Source organism: Paenibacillus sp. FSL L8-0435 (assembly GCF_037965655.1).
Taxonomy (GTDB): domain Bacteria; phylum Bacillota; class Bacilli; order Paenibacillales; family Paenibacillaceae; genus Paenibacillus.
This window is the reverse complement of the sequence record NZ_CP150185.1, coordinates 3,218,718-3,236,614: the sequence shown is the minus strand read 5'-3', so window position 1 is coordinate 3,236,614 and position 17,897 is coordinate 3,218,718. Positions and strand designations below refer to the sequence as shown.

Here is a 17,897-nt window from a genome sequence, read left to right as displayed (position 1 = left end):
GAGAGCGGGGTCAGCAACAATCGTTCAATCAGCCATAGCATGAGCCAATCGCTTGCGTGACGCGGGTTTGCAGGATCGGTTCATTCACTGGCGGAATAGTTGGTACTACTTTGGCAACAAAAAAAGCCGCCATAGGCGACCTCTGAAGCGATTATGGTGTTGTTTACTTTTCACATTATGTCCTTAATAGTCCATATCTCATTTCCCCAGAGTGAACGATCCGCTATCATTGGCATCTTTAATTTGTTCATGGGTAATGAGTTTCCCTTCTTCGTTAAATCCCTCAATTACATATGGAATAGCCGCTGACGGAGGAAGGAAAACATACCAAATTAGATGTCCCGGACTCACCTCAATCAGTTTCGCTTCGGTCGCGATTACTGTTCCATTTTCCTGTGTCTCTACGGATATACGTTTAATGGAAGAGTCCTCAATATTACCAAATAACATGGGAAAAGGAGTGGAGACTTGCTCCAGTTTCGGTATGCTCATATAATGCAGTGCAAACTTGGATTCAACTGATTCATTAATGGAATATCCTCCACCCCATACCCATTTCCATCCGAATATGTTCTTGCGGGTATACTCCATCTGCAGATTACTGTTGTTTTCCCGACCCTTTTTGTGCGTAAACAAAATCATGCCCCCGTCCACAGCCTCCTGATGAATGAATTGGGGGGTATAAAACTCACCTCTAAATTCCTGAACTGCCCTCTCAGGACTGTTCGCTATAGGAATATGTATAGGTTCACTTAATCCCCAAACCTTGGATATCCGTTGATCGGCTAGGCCGCAAGCACGTTCATTCATATACATATATGCCAAGATTGACAGGGGCGATAGTAAAATTACCATTGCAGTGATTAGCAGTATTCTCCTGTTACGCTTGAACATCTCCATGTACACTCCTTATGATAACGATGAAATATTAAATACAATCACTCTGATATTACCATAATTAGCATGTGGATACTTGTTTCAGTACCACTCCCACATGCAAAAAAGGCCGCCAAAGGCGACCTCCTAATGATTCCAATGAAGTTACTCTCCCAGAAAGATTACTTCGGTTTCCAATTCAACTTGGAACGTATCATATACTTTCTTCTGAATAAATTGGATCAGATCCATATAATCCTGGGCAGTAGCGTGATCCACATTTACGATAAAACCTGCATGCTTCATGGAGATTTCAGCACCTCCAATGCGAGTGCCCTGCAAGTTGCAATCCTGAATCAGTTTCCCTGCAAAATGTCCCTCGGGTCGTTTAAATACACTTCCACAAGAGGGGAATTCAAGCGGCTGCTTGGATTCTCTCAGGAACGTTAATTCCTTCATTTTGCTCGCAATATCTTCCTTGTTTCCTTTTTTGAGCCCGAATTCGGCCTCCAGTATGATATAGTGATCCATTTTGAAGAGACTATTTCGATAACCAAACTTCATCTCCTCTCGCGGGATCTCCAACACTGTACCGTCTTTGGTGATCACAGTCGCACGTTCAACAACATCGGCGATCTGACCGCCATAAGCACCGGCATTCATGTAAAGTGCGCCCCCCGTGCTGCCGGGAATACCGCAAGCAAACTCCAAACCGGTCAAGCTATGCTCCAAAGCAAGCCTGGAGACATCAATGATATCAACGCCGCTCTGCGCAATCATGCTGTCCTCACTCACTTTAATTTGATCGAAGTGGCTAAGAGAAATCGTTACTCCCCGGATGCCCCCGTCTTTAATAATGACGTTTGAGCCTTTCCCAATAACCGTCAGAGGTAACTGATGTAAGTTGGCAATTTCCACGATTTTAGTGATTTCGTCTATCGTTGTTGGATGGATGAGAATATCTGCGTTGCCACCTATTTTAATAAACGTATGATTTTTTAACGGTTCATTGAATTTCACTTTTTCCAAAGGTATCTGATGCTCAAAAATATTCATGATTTTCTCTCCCTGAATTCATAAAGAAATGATTGCACCATCGCGAAAATGAGATGCTCCTTCTTTATTATATGCTAAATAGGAGATTTTGTTTGAAATTATGTTGTTTTCATTATAATTAATCGTATTCTCTTTAGATTTTGAACTTTTCCGTGAGCTCCTGCATGGAAGCAAGCCGTTGCTTTGTTGCCGCAACTACATGATTATGAGAGTTCTATGTCTGTTTGAGTCAGCTTGGCCGATAGCTCCCATAAACGAATAGTTTGCTCAGGGTCGATAGCATACTTCTTGACCCCGTAGAAACCTCCATCCTCTGGAGCCATTTCACTGATGTCACAATCCTCGCAGTAGACACCGCCTTTTCCCTCAAGCTGAGGTGAAGTTGCTGCCCAGACTTGCGTTGCTGCCCCCTGCTCAGGTGTTTTGAACGCAGGGTTGGCCACTTGTCCAGATTCATCAATCCAGCCCAGAGCAATCATTTCCTCTTTTGGCATATGACGCTGTAGTGGTGTCATAATTCCGCCTGGATGAACGGAGAAAGCCCGTACTCCGTGCTCCGCACCTCGACGATCAAGCTCAACGCTGAATAAAATCGTTGCTGTTTTGGACTGTCCATAGGCAGGGAATTTCTCATAGCCATGTTCATATTGGATGTCATCCCAACGAATCGGTGAGAAATGATGTCCCGCTGATGCCAAGGAAACAACACGTGCTCCCCCCTGACTTGCAAGTGCTGGCCATAACAGATTAGTCAGGGCAAAATGGCCCAGATGATTGGTTGCAAATTGAGCTTCCCAGCCAGGACCAACCCGCGTCTCCGGGCAAGCCATGATGCCCGCATTAAGAATCAGCATGTCAATGTTCCGATCACTCGCCAGAAACCGCTCGGCAAAAGCACGAACGCTGGATAAATCAGCGAGGTCCAATGCATCTATTTCAACACCTTCCAGACCAGAAAGTGCTTCCTTCGCAACCGCTGGACGACGCGCAGTCACCACTACACGGGCTCCCGCGTTAACAAGCGCACGTGTCGTCTCCAACCCGAGGCCGGAATATCCACCCGTTACAATAGCAAGCTGTCCTGACAAGTCCAGATCTCTCAATACATCCTCCGCTGTACTGTTATAGTTGAAGCCAGAGCCCATTTTATGTTGTAAAGTTCTAGTATTATTTTCCTGTGTCATTCTGTTCATCTCCTTTGGGATCGTTGCTGATGTTAGTCTACACCTTAGAGTGTGCTCTAAGTCAAATGGAAGTGAATATTTCATCTCGCAACTTCTCCATGCAATCTGCAAAAGTAAAAAAGCCGCCAGTTGGCGACTTTCGTTGAAAATATTATGGTCATCTAGTTACGAATCACCCTGAACGGTGGATAACGAAACAAGGACCGGGCTGGCGAAATCAGAGGCCTCTTCTCCTTTTGGATTATGAAGACGGAATAAAAACGCGTTCCCTTCTTCTGATTTCCAGACCATATAATCACTAATTCCTTCTTCACCTGAGGCCTGAAGATAGAGCTCGGCATAACCAAGCGGGTGTTCTACCAGTTCTCCACTATAATCGGATACCTTACCGGTTTTTTCTAATTCTTCTTTACCCGCTGTCTCCAATTCTGCCAGATTATAATCCGAAGGCAGTGGTTCAATATCCACATAATAGTCACCGTTACTAGTCAGTGACAGACGGCCTTGAGCAGCATCAAATGTGAATTTCTCGAATACGTACAAGGAAAATTCTCCTCCTTGTTGTAAGGTCGCCTCTAGTGATTGATTGCCATCTGCGGTCAACATTTCAAAACTTTCGGTCTGTGGACGCTTCGTTTCATTCGCTTCTTCTGTTCCACCTACTGGCATTGATGGTTCCGGGATAGCCGAAGGTTCATTACTACCAGAGCAAGCTGCAAGTGTTAGAACTATAACGATTAACGAGATGCTCATCATAATAGAACGTGGTTGAATCATCAGGTTCATTCCTCCCTGTCTATATTCTGCGCTTACATGTTATTACCCATGGCAAAGACTCGGAACCCATAGGTCCAACCTATGAGTTTATCCATAATCAGTATTTCCCTTGATCCCTTCCAGTTTGTAAAATATGGAGAAAACATCAAGGAGTGATGAGCACATGGAATTCTCAGTAAAGCAGCTGTTTGATAAGGTAGCCCAAGATTATGATGTGCAGCGAAAGCAGCTTATCCCTTGTTTTGATGATTTTTATGGAATGGCTCTGAATCTAATGGAAAGCCCGCTCGATTCTCCACGTATTCTTGATCTGGGTGCAGGAACGGGACTGCTCTCCGGATTGGTCCTGCAAAAGTATCCCAACGCGCGATTAACCCTGATCGATATTAGTGATCAAATGCTCGAAGGGGCACGTCGAAGGTTTGCTGATGCTACACAAGTGCAGTATGTGGTCGGGGATTACTCCAAGTACGATTTCACCAGTTCCTACGATATGATTATCTCCTCCCTGTCTATTCACCATCTGACCCACGCTGACAAAAAAAAGGCGTTTGACTCTGTACATAAGCTGTTAGAACCAGGCGGATGCTTCATCAACGCAGATCAGGTTCAGGGAAGAACCCCCGATACGGACACCTATTACCGCCAGCGCTGGTTAGAAGCGATTCAACAAAGTGGTTTGTCTGAGGAAGCCATCTTGGCTTCGATCGAAAGACGCAAGGTGGATATCAATGCCACGCTGGAGGATCAATTGATGTGGTTGGAGGAGGCGGGGTTTCGCGTGGCAGATTGCATGTACATATACTTGGACTTTGCAGTGTTTTATGCGCAAAAATAAAAAAGACCGGATTATGAGCAAGCCATGACGTAATCCGGTCTTCTCCCATATTTTTCATTCTGAATCACTTATTTCAGCGACGCTGGCAGCTTAACGCCGAGAAGTTTGCCTTCGGCTTGGATGATGATCATTCCGTTTGTCTTCAATGTCGTGTTATGCAGATCTCCCCCGGTAGCGACTCGAAAAGCTGACTGACCCGTCATCATGTTGAGGGCAAGCAGGGTGCCGTTACGTTGCGCTCGATACATTCCTTTACCGTAAACATCGATCTGAGAAACAGGAGCATCACCATGCCACTGAACCTCCTGACCATTAGCCAGCTTAATGCCTGTGAGTTCTCCCGTGTTGTCGTTTTTGAAGATCAACCTTTCCAGTGTAATGCCAAGCCACAACATATTTTCTCCGTAAGGGCGCTGAAACGTTCGAAGTGGCGCGGGACCCGGCTTGGTTGAAGTTAACGAATACTCCGCTATCTTATCCCCTTGTAAAATGTATAGTTTGTCTTTATTGGAAAATATCCCTCCATACCCATTCACATACGGTGGATCCCCCGGCATGGTCCACTTATACTCCTGACTTCCTTTCAACACACCGGTCTTCAAGTTGTACGCATTAACTTTCCATTTGCGTTCTGGTGAAGACTCGTCATTTTCCAACATCGAAGAATAGTAGTCCGCTGAGTATACAAGACCGTCTTTGATCTGAATAGCTTCCCCCTGACCAAAATGACCCCATAACTTCTTACCCGTTTTCTTGTCATATGCATTAAGCTGTAAGGATGTAAGTGCCCCTTGGACAAAAAAGGTTCTCAGCACCACACCATTAGATTCTCTCAGATACTCAGTACCTTGACCTTCGCCTAATGGTTCATCTGCTTCCCAGCGCAGTTTGCCTGACTGGATATCCAGTGCAAACGTTGTACTCCCCTTAATCACGTAGAGGGTATCTACCGTTGGAATCAGAGCTTCCGTACGGTTATACGTATCAATCCAGGTGGATGTGCCTGACTGCCATTTTGCTTTGCCTGTCTTCGCATTCAAGGCATATGGCTTGTGATCAATGGTCAGTCCGTAGAGAATCCCGCTTTGATAGGTAATATAAGGAGTCAGTTCTTTGCCGTAAGTCCACAACCGTTTACCTGTTGTCGCATCAAATGCAATCAGCTTTGATCCAGCAAACGTGAATACTTTTCCTTCTTCTGCGATGGCATTAACTCCAACATACGTCTCGTTCATATTCAGATAGTTATCTACTTTCGCTGTCCAAGAAGGTTTCAGTTCAGGTACAGTGATTCGTTGATACGAATACCAGTTACGGATGGATACATCCGATGCTTCAGCATGTGCCTGCGATGGCAACACGCCGATAACGCCGTGAACCATCAGCATTCCGGCAGTAAGGCCTGCAATGATGGGTCTTCCTGCTCTTTTTTTCCATTGCATAGTCATTTGACGTTTATGTCTATTGATCATAGATAGTGATTCCTCCAGTTGAAAAATTAGCCTGATATATAACTACATAAACATAACGCGTGGTGGGGCCAAATAGTTACCAGATTGTTAAATTATTCTAAAACTGAAATCAAAAAAAGCCGCCATACGGCGACTTTCTGAATACGACATTATTTATGTGACAAGTTACAAATGTGATTTTGTAACGCAGTCCCTACTTTACTTTAATTCAATCTGGAATACATCACCGGCATCCCCACCAAAAACGATAAAACCACTTTTCGGGAGCTTCGTCGATTCCTGATTGGTTGCTACAGAGAAGTCAATCATTTCCCCTTTATCATTATACACTGCATAACCTCCGGTCTTGGGAGAATCCACCGTGATGGATTTGTTACCCGATCGGGCGTCGATCGCATACCACCGGGCTTGACCGTTTGCCGGAATAGTCGTAATTCCTTTTTTTCCACCAAAGATTGGAGTAATCGCATCCTCGGCAATGTATTCCTGCCCATCCTGGAGCAAAATCTCGGCGCCATTCTTTGTGTAAAATTGCAGATCAAACGCGTCTCTTCCGTTCATTACAGGAATCTCGGCGATATTCTCTGCGTTGTTCGCATCCATAATTTGCGTGCCATTAGCATAGCCATTTTTGGCATCAACGGAAAGGTTCTTGATCAGCATCGATGGAAGCAGATAAAAGATCGATGTTATTTTTTCATCCAACGCGTAATATTTCGAGCCGTCACGGGCTGTCCATTTCTCTTTTGTTGTTGCGTCCAGTGCATTATGATCCAGTTTTTGATAATCATACGTGTTCATTACCGTTTGGCCTATGCCGGGTAACGTAATCATGCCCTGAACTTTAACATACACCTTGTCATTACGTTCCTTCACAAAGCTAGCTTTTACACTGCCATCCGCACTTGTAAAATGTTCGTCGCCTGTGTACACATAGGTCTGCTCAGGAATAATTCCTCCCAGCAAGGCAGGCAGTTGCATCTCACCATCATTGATCTTTATGTCCAGCGTTGCACCTACCGTACCATACAGACCTGAGTAAGCATTCAACTTCGTCGGCATCTTCACTTTGACAGGTGGTGAGAATTTCTGATCAGGCTGAACATCGTCGATGATGCCCTGATCCTCCAGAACGTCCAGCAGCACTTTGCTGGCAAACATCTGATTGTAGACGGAAGATCCGCCAGAGGATAGAACCGCCATTGAAATATCATGTTCCGGTATGGTGATTAACACGGCATGATATAGCATGGTGTCTCCGCCCTTGGCAAGCGCGGTAATCCCATAATCGCTGAACGGTGCAAGGTCAACCGCGTCCCAGCCCAAGCCATAATTGATCGTATTTTGTTCATCTGATACCCATATGCCATTACGATATTCATGAGATTGCATGGCCTTCACAGCAGATTCGGACAGAATATCCGGTCTGTTCCCCATTAAAACCTCTCCGAATTGACTCAATTCTTCTGCGGTAGAGTACACTCCGCCGGTGCCGATAATGTTAGCATTTTCGGTAGGCATCTTCATCTCAAGTGTAGGCCAATAGGTTTCGGATAACTGTGCTCTGTCAAAGGAATCTAGTGGTGTCTTCGTTGATTCCAACTTCAACGGCTCGCTGATATACTTGGCGATATATTCGCTGTAGCTCAAACCACTCACCCGTTCAACCAGGATTTCAAGCAATTGAAAACCGTCATTGGCGTAGACGGAGTATGCGCCAGGTTTGGATTTCAGTTTTTCGGACTGAAGCTTGAGCAATAACTCATCATGATTGCGGGTGTCGTTATCGTCAAACAACATGCTGTTTCCATAATGTGTACCGTAAAGACCGGATGAATGATTCATCAACATGCGTGGTGTGATTTGAGTATATCGCGCATCTGCCATTTTAAATTCTTTGATATACGAAGTAAGCGGCTCATCAAGATCTACTTTACCGGAATCGACCAGCTTCATAGCGGCTGCTGTAACAACCATTTTGCTAACCGAGCCTATGCCATACATGCTATCCGTGTCTATTGGCTTCTGTGATGCCTTATCGTGCAATCCGACACTATCTGATAAAATATATTCCCCTTCATCCATGATCGCATATTGCACACTGGTGACACCGTAGGTTTGCACCATCTCCTTGGCGATCTGCTCCGCCCGTGCCTCAATCGTTGCACTGTTATTCACCTCTGCGCTGACAGATGTCAGCGGCGTAATTACAAGCACCGCTGTACATAAAAGACTAATTAATTTCTTCATCCTATGTCCTCCCTCAAATGTTCTTATGAATGAATTCATCATATCCGGGAAGAGACTGTTCGAACGCAAACGGACCCTGAATGGAAAAAAACAACCCCTGAATGGTAGATTCAGGGGTTGTCGGTGTGGAACGGAAGTACGACCATGTTGTTAAATTTCCGATGCTGATGCTCAATACTCATATGTCCACCATATTTCTCGCACATTCTCGATATATTGGTTAGACCGATCCCATGGTACTCCGGATTGGGCTTGTCACTTTTCAAGTCAACTATCGGTTGCTCCACATGATTCATAATCTGGATGACAAGTGCAGATGATGTGGAGTGAATGGCAATCAGGATATATCGATCCTCGGCTTGTCTGACCTTCTTGGAAGCCTCGATCGCATTATCGAGCATGTTACCGAGCACCACGCACAGATCATATCGATCAATCTGCACATGTTGCGAGTGAAGCTGGATTTTGGTGTCGATTTTGATCCCGTTTGCCTGCCCCATAGCCAAGGTATTTGTAACGAGTGCATCAATGACTAGATTGCCGGAGTTCACCCGCTGGTAAGCACCTTCAATCGTATTCAGTGTAGACTTGATATGGTCACCTGCCGCCGCCAGTTCGTTACGTTGGATACATTCATCAATATACAGAAACTGCTGGTTAATATCATGGATGATGCTTTTAATGTTTTTGAAACTGTGAACGGTCTTCTCATAGTTGGCATCCTGATGATCCATCTGACGCTGTAACTGGGCATTTGCATGCACAAGCTGTACCTTTTCCACCATATTATCGAACACATAGACTATGAACACATTGAGAAAAAGAGAGCCCAGTACAGAAAAGACGTAAAATATGTTCTTTTCACTGTATATGGAGGCCACATTGATCTGATAGATCGTAATGATCGGTACGATGAGAAACAGCAAATAATACCGATAGTGAACGGCAAAACTTCTACGTTTGGCGACGAGACGGACAACTTGAATGACAACGAACATGATGCTGCAACCAAGCAGCATAACCTTGGAGAGAACCCAGTGGTCTTCTCCGTTAAACTGATCCATTGAACTGTAATCCGCGGATTCCAGAACACCGAGAATATATACAGCGATGGCATTTGCCATAGTAATTAGAACCCCATACAGGATGGTAAAAACAAGCTTGATTTTAAACTCTACTTCATAGGATTGTGCCAGACTGAAGATTAATAGCAGAGCAACCGCAGTGGAACCAATATCAGAGAAGGAAGAAACCCAATAAAAATAACCCAACATGACAAATACCAAGAAATAGATCGCTCTACGCGGTTTACGGTTGGACTTGCCCAACACAGAATCAAAATAAAAATTCGCCTGAAATGCCATAAGTAAAGTCACGAAGAAGATAGAAAATATCATATACGTATCCATGTCATTGAATCCTCATAATCATGTATTTGGTATAGGCATCCTTGACTTCCTTGACCTTGGAGCGACCTATGGGCAGTTCCGTTCCATTCAACATGACGACTTGGGTGCCGGAAAACTTCTGAACATGCATCAGGTTAATGATAATTGAGCGATGAATCTGCAAGAAACCATGGTCTTTCAAACCGGTAGCGTAGCTGGATAAAATGCCTTTGGTCTCATATACATTTTCCTGAGTCACAAAATTCAACTTGTTCTTGATCGTTAAACTTTTGACGACCTCAATCCAGAGAATATCATCATATTTCAAAAGCAGTTCATCATAATCTGATTTGATTAATATATACTTTTTGTCCAATGCCTGAAAATATTGACACAGCTTAATCATCTTTTCCTCGAAAACTTGCGGCTGGATTGGCTTGATCAGATATTGAAAGGTGATGACATCAAAGCTCTCCACCATATATTCCGGGTAACTGGTCAGAAACATAATCTGTACATCCAGAAACTTCATGTTCCTGATCTCTTTAGCGGTCTGAATCCCGTTCATTCCGCCCATCTCCACATCCAAGATGAGAATATTGAATGTATCCCCAACCTCTCTGTAGTGTGAGAGCAGTTGTTCACCAGATGTGAATAGGCTAATTTGAAAATCAAAATTGGTTTTTAGAGATAAGGAGACCAGCATGGATTTCACACGTTCTCGTTGCTGCTCCTCATCATCACAGATTGCAATATTGAACATGGGGGAACATCCGCCTTTCATCGACATCGACTCTGAATTTCACTCTCGAATATACTATTTTAGCATAGGTTTGGGAGTCGAATTGGGATGAAATGCATTATTCCGACCCTCAAACGCAGATCAACAAAAAAAGTCGCCACATTGGCGACTCTTGAACTTGAAACCTTCTCCAGCCATTTCTATGAAAAGTGCGGTCTGTTATTCTGATTTTTTGGGCACAGCGTGGCGGTAATATCGTATTACCTTGCGATACATCGTCTTGTCCTTTAATTGATTGAATATATATGGGTCAGGTTTGACATTCACCTCAATAATCCAGGGTTTCAGACTGTGGTCAAGGCCGATATCTACACCAATTTGCTTAAGATGCGGGTACTTTTTTTTCATATGACGAGCTATGCGCAGGCTAAGCTCATTCATCTCCTGAACCAGTTCATTCCTGCGTTTAGTGGATGCATGTGATTGTAGCAGCTTGTGAATATCCATCGGTGTACCACCACTATGATAATTGGTTACGATTTTCTTTGGATGACCCAGTCGGCCGATGATTCCGGTAGCTTCCCACTGTTTGGTCGGGCTTAGCTGTATCATGACTCGGATGTCAAAACGTCTGTTATTATGCTTAAGCAGATGGATTCCTCTCTGAATCAGATAACTTCTTTTATGCACCAAACGAGTCAGACTGCTATAAAACGATTCAAAGCTGTCAAACGTCAGGCGTTTTTGCTCTATCTGATAGACAAAATGTTGCTGACTTTCCATCTCTGCCTTAATAACACCCATCCCGAAAGTACCTCTCTCGGGTTTGACATAGACCATTCCATATTTGCTGATCATGGATTTCAGATTCGTCTTGTTATATTTCTGTGTGTCGGGGATAAACGGTTTAATTAATTCATTATTAATGATCAATTTTGTTTTTAACCACTTGCTTCTTAACGGCTGCAACTTATCAACTCCCATGTCGTAAACTCTCCCTTCAGCAACCGAATCAAAGCCTGCTGTTTGATCAAGATCCTGCAAGCATTATATGTAATACCGATAAAGGAACCCTCAACAAAAGCCCCTATTCGTAAAAATGTATATTTGCACATGCCCTGACCAAAACACTTTTGCACACATACCATATAATGAGTCATCACGATTTGTGCAAGGAGTTGAGAAGATGTCCGTCCTGCCTGGAATCCGGTTGAATAATGCGCCTAAGATTGATGTTCTTATACCCGCGATCGAGAAAGATTTGGCTACCCTTCCCCTCGTCATCGATAACATTCGCCGTTATGTAAAACATCCCATTGGAAGCATATATATTGTTTCTCCGGTCAGCACCAAAATCAGAAAACTCTGTTCCCTTAAAAACTGCATTTTTGTTAATGAGCGATCCGTCCTGCCTATAACCAAAAACGACATACACTACCAGTCCTCCCGATGGAATCGGTCAGGCTGGTTATATCAGCAGCTGCTCAAAATGAACGGAGATTCCATTGTGAAGGCAAAGTACTTTCTAGTCATGGATGCAGATACCGTACTGATTAAACCTCATTCATTTCTTGTAGAAGGCAAAACAGTCTTTTACTGCCGTGACTGGAGCCAGCCGGAATATTTCAATACCTACCGCAAGTTGTTAGGCATGAAAGCTCCGCGTCCCCGCTCTTTTGTCACTCATTATATGCTGTTCGACAAATCGAAACTCGCTGCCTTAAAACAGAAAATTGAAGCGGTTCATAAGCTGCCATGGTACAAAGCGATCATCTCCAATATTAATAAGAAAAAGCAGTTTGGTTTCTCCGAATATGAAACGTATGCCAATTTTATGTATACGAAAAACCCAGGCAGCATGGTCCTTAGAAGTTCCAAGAATAAAAGTCTGAATGTGAACGCTTCTTCGTTAAAAGAGCAACAAATCCGTAATCTGGCTCTTAAATACCGATCTCTTTCCTTTCATAAACGGAAAATCTATAGTAAAGCTCCCCGAGCTTAAGGAGGAAGCCCATGCATATCGTACTGCTGTGCGGCGGCTCTGGCAAAAGGCTCTGGCCTTTATCCAATGAGCTTCGCTCCAAGCTGTTCATAGATATACTTCCATCACCCGCTGGAGGTAGGGAATCCATGATCAGCAGAGTATGCCGCCAGCTTGACAGTTCATCCCTAACGGATTCAACACTCATTATTTCACATCAGGACCAGGCTAATATTACGGCTCGACATACTCAAGGCAAAATACCAGTCATCGGGGAACCTTATAAACGAGGCACTTTTACCGCGGCGGCCTTAGCGACGTTATATCTGCAATCCTTCCGAATGGCCAAAGATGACGATGTGATCTGTATCGCTCCAGCTGATGTGTTCGCTGGTGAAGATTTTTTCAGCAACTTCCAATTACTGCCGGATATATTGAAACATTCTCAAGCCGATATCGCTTTAATTGGGACAAGGCCTACACATGCTTCAGAGCAGTATGGATACATCCTGCCGGGTGGGGAAGAACGTAATGCTTATGCGCCCATAACACAATTTATAGAAAAACCCGAAGCCACCATTGCTGAAACTCTGCTACAACGTGGGGCACTATGGAACTGCGGTGTGTACGCATTCACCGTCGAGTTTATGATATCCCATATTAAAAAAATGGGGCTTCCGGTTCATTATGATCAATTGTCGTCCCTGTATGAAGCGTTGCCTGAACGCAGTTTTGATAAGCATGTTGCAGAAAAGGCGCAGCGGGCCGTAGTCCTTCCTTATAAGGGAGTATGGCAGGATATCGGAAGCTGGGATACGCTGTGCGCACAGTTAGATACCCATGTAATCGGACACGGTGGAATCTCGGGTTCTTCCTCCGATTCCTATATTATTAACGAGCTTCCCTACCCCATTCAAGTCATTGGTGTGCCAGGTATTATCGCTGCCGCAAGTCCGGATGGCATTCTCATTGCCAACAAAAATAATTCAAATGAAATTAAAGCGCAATTGGGTAACTTGCCATTAAAACCGATGTATGGTGAAGCAACTTGGGGCAATTATCGTGTCATTGAGAGTTCGTTTGAAGATGAGAATACAACTGTAACCACATTAAACATAACGGTTCTACCGGGCAAACATATCGGGTTGAACTGGCATAGAACTGGGTGTAGAGCATGGACCGTGCTTGCAGGCAGTGGGCAAGTGCTTGTCAACGGAAAGGTCATCCAAGTGAGTATGGGCAATCAGTTCGCAATTACCAAGGAGAGTCTCTTTTCTATTCTGGCTGAAACCAGGATGGTGATCCTTGAGGTCCGGATCGGAGTAACAGAGGAGAAAAACAACATACTTTTTGAAGAAGAAGATTGGAATGTAATCCTAAAAAGTGCAGGTTCATCTAACGCTTAATGAGAAAATGAACCGATTCAATCTGCATGTCTTGTAGCCCCTTCCATTCGCGGAAGGGGCTCGTTGGCATAATTAAGGGAAACCTGACACTTCTTCTCCCTATATCTTAGTTAAACAACTTGCGAAGTTCCTCTACTTCCAGACGTGCAACTGGCTGGTAAGCGGAACTTTGTACATAACGCTGGAAGCTGTATAACAACTGTCTGCCCTCCAATGTAGTCATCAGACGCTCCAGATTCAGCGCTCCCATCAGCACTCTCCCCTTCCGGACCCGACACTCCATCAACAGGCCGAGCTTGTGGTTTCGCTCAAAATTGTCAATGGTCTGCACGATCGGCGTAATTTCTGGCCCAAGTTCATCCAAAATCATCGAGGACGAGTTGGATACGATATTCCACCACGGATAGGTCGAGTAATCTTCCGTGACAAAATGTTCGAATGCTGGATGATCCCTCTGAATCAACAAGCCCATCGTGCCCACGGGAACCTCTCTTTTCATATTCTCTGATATGGAACGAAACATGGGATAAGACCAGAAATCGGTGCTATAGAAACCTTGAATCGCATGTTGAATCTGGTCGGGATTTGGGAAAAGCATGATATCCTCTCCCTGTTCTAGCAACACCAGCGCTGCTTCGGAGAGTTCGGTAAAGAGATTTAATCCGGTGAATTCCACGTCCAGTTGGCTCGGGTAGATCCACAGGTCGTAAGACTTACGGATATCCGTGCCCGGAATGGACAGTCTAAGCTCCACTTTGGTCATATTGGAGACTTCAGGAATGCGAATGCTGAGATCCGCGATATTCACATAATGTTCTCCATGGTTCGCTGGCAGGTCTACTTTCCCTTCCAATAGGACGCTTCCTTCGATCTGTTCGCTTTGAATTTCCCACTTCAATTGAAGTCCATCCAAGGCTTGTCTCCGGAAGTAACTTAGTTCAATGCGTGCTTCGAACAATTCACCCGCTTGATAATTATATTTGGGGAATCTCGCCAACAAAACTGCGTCGGAACAGAACGTTCTCCACTCCTCAGGTGTAATCATGCCTTTGGAATCCATGAATGCGTCCAGTACACCCACCAGCGCTGTTCCCTGACCACTGAAATCCTGAAGATCCAGCAGCTGGAACCCGGCTAGTTGCTGCGAACGAAAAGCAGCTTCCAGTTCTTCCTTGTAACATGCGACCGCGAGTTTACCAGAGGCTCTGAAGTATGCTTCCGCCAGATGTCCCAGTCCTTTGGCATTCAGACGCTCTCGAAATACTTCGAAATTCTTGGCTTTGAGAGAACCCGTATACTTGTTGATCTCCTCGAAATTGGGAAACGTGGCGTACTGTCCAATTTCATGCGAGATGATTGGTACGTGTGAGACAAGTTGGTCACTTCCAGCTTCGGCCTGCACTGTTTTGGAACCTGTCCCATACTGAATCTGAATCTCTTTGTCCCCAGTCTGACCAGAAGGGTCAGCATCGCTGCCTTGCTCAGGTACAATGTTTGAATCGTAATCTTTTAATGTATTTGGCAGGTCGGTCTGCACGTGACCAAGCGGAGCATCACACATCGCATATGAACCTCTGAACAGGCGCTCTTTGGAGAAACGAACCCCGCAGAAGAATTCACTTTCCTCCAGAATGTCCGGCACAAACTGAAAGTTATTCGAACCTTCGGTGTATAGATGACGATGATCATATGCTTTGTATGCCTTCAGGATCGAATTCAATCTGTCCTTGCTTCCCCATAGTTCATTCCCCATGGACATCATGACAAACGAAGGATGATTACCAAAAGCACGCAGCATCGCAAATCCTTCGCTAATCAAGTAATCCTGCTCGGCTTGATTATGCCCATCCGAAGATTCATCCGTAATAGTTCCCCAGAACGGAAGTTCAGGCTCCATGTAGATGCCGAGCAGATCCGCTGCAATAAAAGCAGCCTCCGGAGGACAACAGGTATGGAAACGGTAGTGATTGATACCGTAGGACTTGGAGATAGCGAGGATACGAACCCACTCATCCACATCTGTTGGCGCGTATCCCGTGAGCGGAAAGATCAGCCCGTCATGTTTGCCTCGAAGAAACGTTTTGCGACCATTAATGGTGAATTTGTCTCCAGCAGCCCGGAATTCCCTTAATCCCGTCCATACTTCGGTGGAATCCAGCACTTCGCCGTTCTGATCTTGCAGATGAATATGAAGTTGGTACAGGTTAGGTTCATCATCACTCCATAACATCGCATCTTCGCCAATCTTGTACGTCAGCTGGATTTCCTGCGAATCCGGGGCGAAAATCTGTTCCTCGGTCGTATGAACTGGATCTGCACTGACAGCAACAGCTGATACCACGATTCGTACTTCTTGCAGGTCACCAACAAGTGCTGCCTTGATCTCGAAAGATCGAGTCGCAAGATCGGGATAGACCTGAACATTATCCAGGAAAACACGCCCGAAAAATTGAAGTTCCAATTTCCCGGTGATGCCGTTCCAATTCGTCTGCGTGTCTTCGGATGTAAGATGACCACCTTTGGTTGGATAATTGGTATTGTCCACTCGTATGGTAATTGTATGAGTCCCAGCGGTTAGCCCTGCCTCAATCTCGTAACGGTGAGGTGTGTTCAGACTGTTTTGTGTTCCGCATTCCACCCCATCAATCCAGACTGTGGTAACTCTTGTTCGTTCCAGATGCAAGAAGCAACATTTGCCAGCCAACTGTTCGGGAATTTCAATCTCTCGTGAAAACCAGGCATAACCCTCAAATAAGTACTCATCCGTCAGCGCACCGATTAACACATTCTCGTTTTTCTTGCCCTTGGCCGCATGAGATGTAGTATTTGGCAATGTAATAACGTCTGAGAAATTCAGACCACGTTCCACCTTATGTTCATCGAGTTGGAGTTTCCATATGCCTTCCAGATTTAATGCAGCTATCATGATAGTGTCCCCTTTTAGATTCATATAATCGATAAAAGTAATCGCTTCCAATGAACAGAAATCGTTTTCGAAAATCATACCTGTATTATAAACTCGATTGACGCCCCTCGCATAGATTATTTTACAAATAAAAAAGTCGCCAAGACTGGCGACATCTTATGGATACTATCCTGTATCCTGAACAATTTTAAAATATGGTGGGAACCATGCCCCCGTCCATCCGGATGGGAGAGCCTCTGAAGGCTGAAGCATATGGGCTGCATACAAATGCAGCGAGTCTGCCTATTTCACTTGGCTTGATGAATCGCTGTAATTCGGACTGTGACAGATTACTCTTCATAAAATCTTTCTCTTTTTCCTCGAAAGTCAACGTCTCATCAGGGTATATGCCCTCAATGATTTCTTGTACATTTTCGGAAAGTGTCGGCCCTGGCAGGATCGTATTGATCGTAACCTCGGTCCCTGCTGTCAGTTTGGACAAACTTTTGGATAATGACAGCAGCATTGACTTGGTCATGCAATACTGGGGCATCTGGCCTGAAGGCATAAGGGCTTCTTCACTTGCGATGAAAATAATACGCCCGTCATTGTTCTTCACCATTTTAGGTAAATAAAATTGAGACAAGCCATTGGCAGCAAGTACATTAGTACGGAAATATTTCTCCCACACTTCATCATTTATGTCTTCATAACTCATGATTTCATATATCCCCATGTTATTGATTAATATATCAACTTCAGGAAATTTCTCGAATAAAGCTTGGCGTTGCGCCAGATCCACAAGATCAGCGGTAGCCTTTTGCGGAGAGGTCTTTGGAAAAGTGGACTTGATTTCAAGAACTGTTCGTTCCACCTCTTCATCATTACGTCCATTAATGAGAACATTTACTCCTTCTCGGGCGAGTTCTATAGCAATCGCTTTACCGATCCCTTTTGTTGATCCTGTAACTAAAGCTGTTTTCTCTTTTAGTCCCATATCCATCCTGCATTTCTCCTTCATG

General features: G+C 44.5%; 14 protein-coding genes. 3 read left to right on the top strand and 11 right to left on the bottom strand.

The genetic code is table 11. The annotated features are described in order from the left end of the window. Positions 1–198: 198 nt before the first annotated feature. From NST33_RS14130 to NST33_RS14115, 4 genes are all read right to left on the bottom strand, one after another. A complete protein-coding gene (locus NST33_RS14130; RefSeq protein WP_339308388.1) occupies positions 199–816 on the bottom strand; it encodes a hypothetical protein in 618 nt (205 codons plus the stop codon). A 225-nt stretch (positions 817–1,041) separates the two neighbouring features. After that, positions 1,042–1,932, bottom strand: coding sequence for a UDP-N-acetylmuramate dehydrogenase (gene murB, locus NST33_RS14125; RefSeq protein WP_101313699.1), 891 nt, complete (start codon positions 1,930–1,932; stop codon positions 1,042–1,044). A 203-nt stretch (positions 1,933–2,135) separates the two neighbouring features. Further along, positions 2,136–3,116 (bottom strand): SDR family NAD(P)-dependent oxidoreductase, encoded by a 981-nt coding sequence (locus NST33_RS14120; RefSeq protein WP_339308386.1) that lies wholly within the window; start codon positions 3,114–3,116, stop codon positions 2,136–2,138. Between the two features lie 165 nt (positions 3,117–3,281). Further along, a complete protein-coding gene (locus NST33_RS14115; RefSeq protein ID WP_339308384.1) occupies positions 3,282–3,893 on the bottom strand; it encodes a hypothetical protein in 612 nt (203 codons plus the stop codon). Between the two features lie 163 nt (positions 3,894–4,056). Between NST33_RS14115 and NST33_RS14110 the strand changes: the two genes are divergently transcribed. After that, positions 4,057–4,731 (top strand): class I SAM-dependent methyltransferase, encoded by a 675-nt coding sequence (locus NST33_RS14110; RefSeq protein WP_339308382.1) that lies wholly within the window; start codon positions 4,057–4,059, stop codon positions 4,729–4,731. Positions 4,732–4,799: 68 nt separating this feature from the next. On the opposite strand, the gene NST33_RS14105 is transcribed toward NST33_RS14110, so the two are convergent. The 5 genes from NST33_RS14105 to NST33_RS14085 form a co-directional block, all read right to left on the bottom strand. Next, positions 4,800–6,203, bottom strand: coding sequence for a PQQ-binding-like beta-propeller repeat protein (locus NST33_RS14105; RefSeq protein ID WP_339308380.1), 1,404 nt, complete (start codon positions 6,201–6,203; stop codon positions 4,800–4,802). 198 nt (positions 6,204–6,401) lie between these two features. Further along, positions 6,402–8,453 (bottom strand): serine hydrolase domain-containing protein, encoded by a 2,052-nt coding sequence (locus tag NST33_RS14100; protein WP_339308378.1) that lies wholly within the window; start codon positions 8,451–8,453, stop codon positions 6,402–6,404. A 110-nt stretch (positions 8,454–8,563) separates the two neighbouring features. Further along, the gene (locus NST33_RS14095; RefSeq protein WP_339308376.1) at positions 8,564–9,850 is read right to left on the bottom strand and encodes a GHKL domain-containing protein; all 1,287 of its coding nucleotides are present in this window, start codon (positions 9,848–9,850) and stop codon (positions 8,564–8,566) included. Positions 9,851–9,863: 13 nt separating this feature from the next. After that, positions 9,864–10,604 carry a LytTR family DNA-binding domain-containing protein gene (locus tag NST33_RS14090; RefSeq protein ID WP_221819416.1) on the bottom strand — a complete coding sequence of 247 codons (741 nt, stop codon included), beginning with the start codon at positions 10,602–10,604 and terminating at the stop codon, positions 9,864–9,866. Between the two features lie 198 nt (positions 10,605–10,802). Further along, on the bottom strand, positions 10,803–11,567 hold the full coding sequence (locus NST33_RS14085) for a YheC/YheD family protein (protein WP_260632630.1): 765 nt from the start codon (positions 11,565–11,567) through the stop codon (positions 10,803–10,805). Between the two features lie 202 nt (positions 11,568–11,769). Here NST33_RS14085 and NST33_RS14080 point away from each other — a divergent pair, with 202 nt between their 5' ends. Beyond that, on the top strand, positions 11,770–12,585 hold the full coding sequence (locus NST33_RS14080) for a DUF6492 family protein (RefSeq protein WP_221819418.1): 816 nt from the start codon (positions 11,770–11,772) through the stop codon (positions 12,583–12,585). A gap of 11 nt (positions 12,586–12,596) precedes the next feature. Further along, a complete protein-coding gene (locus NST33_RS14075; protein ID WP_221819419.1) occupies positions 12,597–13,970 on the top strand; it encodes a sugar phosphate nucleotidyltransferase in 1,374 nt (457 codons plus the stop codon). A 106-nt stretch (positions 13,971–14,076) separates the two neighbouring features. On the opposite strand, the gene NST33_RS14070 is transcribed toward NST33_RS14075, so the two are convergent. After that, the gene (locus NST33_RS14070; RefSeq protein WP_221819420.1) at positions 14,077–16,896 is read right to left on the bottom strand and encodes a glycoside hydrolase family 2 TIM barrel-domain containing protein; all 2,820 of its coding nucleotides are present in this window, start codon (positions 16,894–16,896) and stop codon (positions 14,077–14,079) included. Between the two features lie 187 nt (positions 16,897–17,083). Further along, entirely contained in the window at positions 17,084–17,878 is a 795-nt protein-coding gene (locus NST33_RS14065) for an SDR family NAD(P)-dependent oxidoreductase (RefSeq protein ID WP_221819421.1), read from the bottom strand. Positions 17,879–17,897 lie beyond the last annotated feature (19 nt).

What these genes read in the sequence shown, in the direction of transcription:
- NST33_RS14130 (WP_339308388.1), bottom strand. Translation starts at nt 816, where the DNA reads ATGTATATGAATGAACGTGCTTGCGGCCTAGCCGATCAACGGATATCC.
- murB (WP_101313699.1), bottom strand. Translation starts at nt 1,932, where the DNA reads ATGAATATTTTTGAGCATCAGATACCTTTGGAAAAAGTGAAATTCAAT.
- NST33_RS14120 (WP_339308386.1), bottom strand. Translation starts at nt 3,116, where the DNA reads ATGACACAGGAAAATAATACTAGAACTTTACAACATAAAATGGGCTCT.
- NST33_RS14115 (WP_339308384.1), bottom strand. Translation starts at nt 3,893, where the DNA reads ATGATTCAACCACGTTCTATTATGATGAGCATCTCGTTAATCGTTATA.
- NST33_RS14110 (WP_339308382.1), top strand. Translation starts at nt 4,057, where the DNA reads ATGGAATTCTCAGTAAAGCAGCTGTTTGATAAGGTAGCCCAAGATTAT.
- NST33_RS14105 (WP_339308380.1), bottom strand. Translation starts at nt 6,203, where the DNA reads ATGATCAATAGACATAAACGTCAAATGACTATGCAATGGAAAAAAAGA.
- NST33_RS14100 (WP_339308378.1), bottom strand. Translation starts at nt 8,453, where the DNA reads ATGAAGAAATTAATTAGTCTTTTATGTACAGCGGTGCTTGTAATTACG.
- NST33_RS14095 (WP_339308376.1), bottom strand. Translation starts at nt 9,850, where the DNA reads ATGATATTTTCTATCTTCTTCGTGACTTTACTTATGGCATTTCAGGCG.
- NST33_RS14090 (WP_221819416.1), bottom strand. Translation starts at nt 10,604, where the DNA reads ATGTTCAATATTGCAATCTGTGATGATGAGGAGCAGCAACGAGAACGT.
- NST33_RS14085 (WP_260632630.1), bottom strand. Translation starts at nt 11,567, where the DNA reads ATGGGAGTTGATAAGTTGCAGCCGTTAAGAAGCAAGTGGTTAAAAACA.
- NST33_RS14080 (WP_221819418.1), top strand. Translation starts at nt 11,770, where the DNA reads ATGTCCGTCCTGCCTGGAATCCGGTTGAATAATGCGCCTAAGATTGAT.
- NST33_RS14075 (WP_221819419.1), top strand. Translation starts at nt 12,597, where the DNA reads ATGCATATCGTACTGCTGTGCGGCGGCTCTGGCAAAAGGCTCTGGCCT.
- NST33_RS14070 (WP_221819420.1), bottom strand. Translation starts at nt 16,896, where the DNA reads ATGATAGCTGCATTAAATCTGGAAGGCATATGGAAACTCCAACTCGAT.
- NST33_RS14065 (WP_221819421.1), bottom strand. Translation starts at nt 17,878, where the DNA reads ATGGATATGGGACTAAAAGAGAAAACAGCTTTAGTTACAGGATCAACA.